The organism is Methylobacterium frigidaeris (genome assembly GCF_022179185.1).
Classification (GTDB): domain Bacteria; phylum Pseudomonadota; class Alphaproteobacteria; order Rhizobiales; family Beijerinckiaceae; genus Methylobacterium; species Methylobacterium frigidaeris.
In genome coordinates this window covers 1-222 of record NZ_BPQJ01000426.1, presented here as the reverse complement: position 1 = coordinate 222, position 222 = coordinate 1, and the positions used below count along the sequence as shown (strand labels likewise).

Annotated in this window: 1 pseudogene; it reads right to left on the bottom strand. The window is 52.7% G+C overall.

Annotated elements, in window-relative coordinates:
• Positions 1-222: pseudogene (locus MFF64_RS37555) on the bottom strand (hypothetical protein); the annotation flags it as partial.

Below are 222 nucleotides of genomic sequence, written 5' to 3'. Positions count from 1 at the left end.
CAGGAGAAGTAGTGCACCAAAGTCGCAATTACCTTACGCTGATTGACGGGAGACAGGTTGTAGAACAGCGGCAGTCGCAGCAGGCGCTCGCTCTCTTTGGTGGTGTAGCGATCTTCACCGTGGAACTCACCAAAGTGTTCCCCCGCAGGGCAACCGTGCAGAGGAATGTAATGAAACAACGCCATGATTTCCGCTTCTTTCGGAAAGTTAATCAACGCGCTC